At 46.5% G+C, this 333-nt stretch carries 1 protein-coding gene; it reads right to left on the bottom strand.

Annotation, left to right across the window (positions count from 1 at the left end; genetic code table 11):
* On the bottom strand, window positions 1-333 hold a 333-nt coding region (locus tag C5745_RS19955), incomplete at both ends, for a transposase (RefSeq protein WP_207795867.1).

Raw genomic sequence — 333 nt, 5'->3', positions numbered from 1 at the left:
TCAGTACCGAAAGCCAGAACTTGGCCCCTTCATTTTCCGAAAGATAAATGCCGATCAGGTCTTTCCGACCATCCCTGTTTACCCCAAGTATATTGTACACCGCACGGGTCTGGACACTGCCATTGTCTTTAACTTTATAATGCATACAATCTAGAAAAACAAAGGGATATACCGATTCAAGCGGGCGGTTTCGCCATTCGTTCAGGGCAGGGATAACCTTGTCGGTAATATTGGAGATCTCCGTAGCAGATATATCCATGGCGTACATCTCCTTAACATAACCCGAGATATCCCGCGTACTCATGCCCCTGGCATACATCGCTATAACGTTGC

It is taken from the genome of Sphingobacterium haloxyli, from assembly GCF_002980525.1.
In the GTDB taxonomy this organism is placed as follows: domain Bacteria; phylum Bacteroidota; class Bacteroidia; order Sphingobacteriales; family Sphingobacteriaceae; genus Sphingobacterium; species Sphingobacterium haloxyli.
Note: the sequence above shows the minus strand (reverse complement) of the source record. Positions and strands in the feature narration are given on the sequence as shown.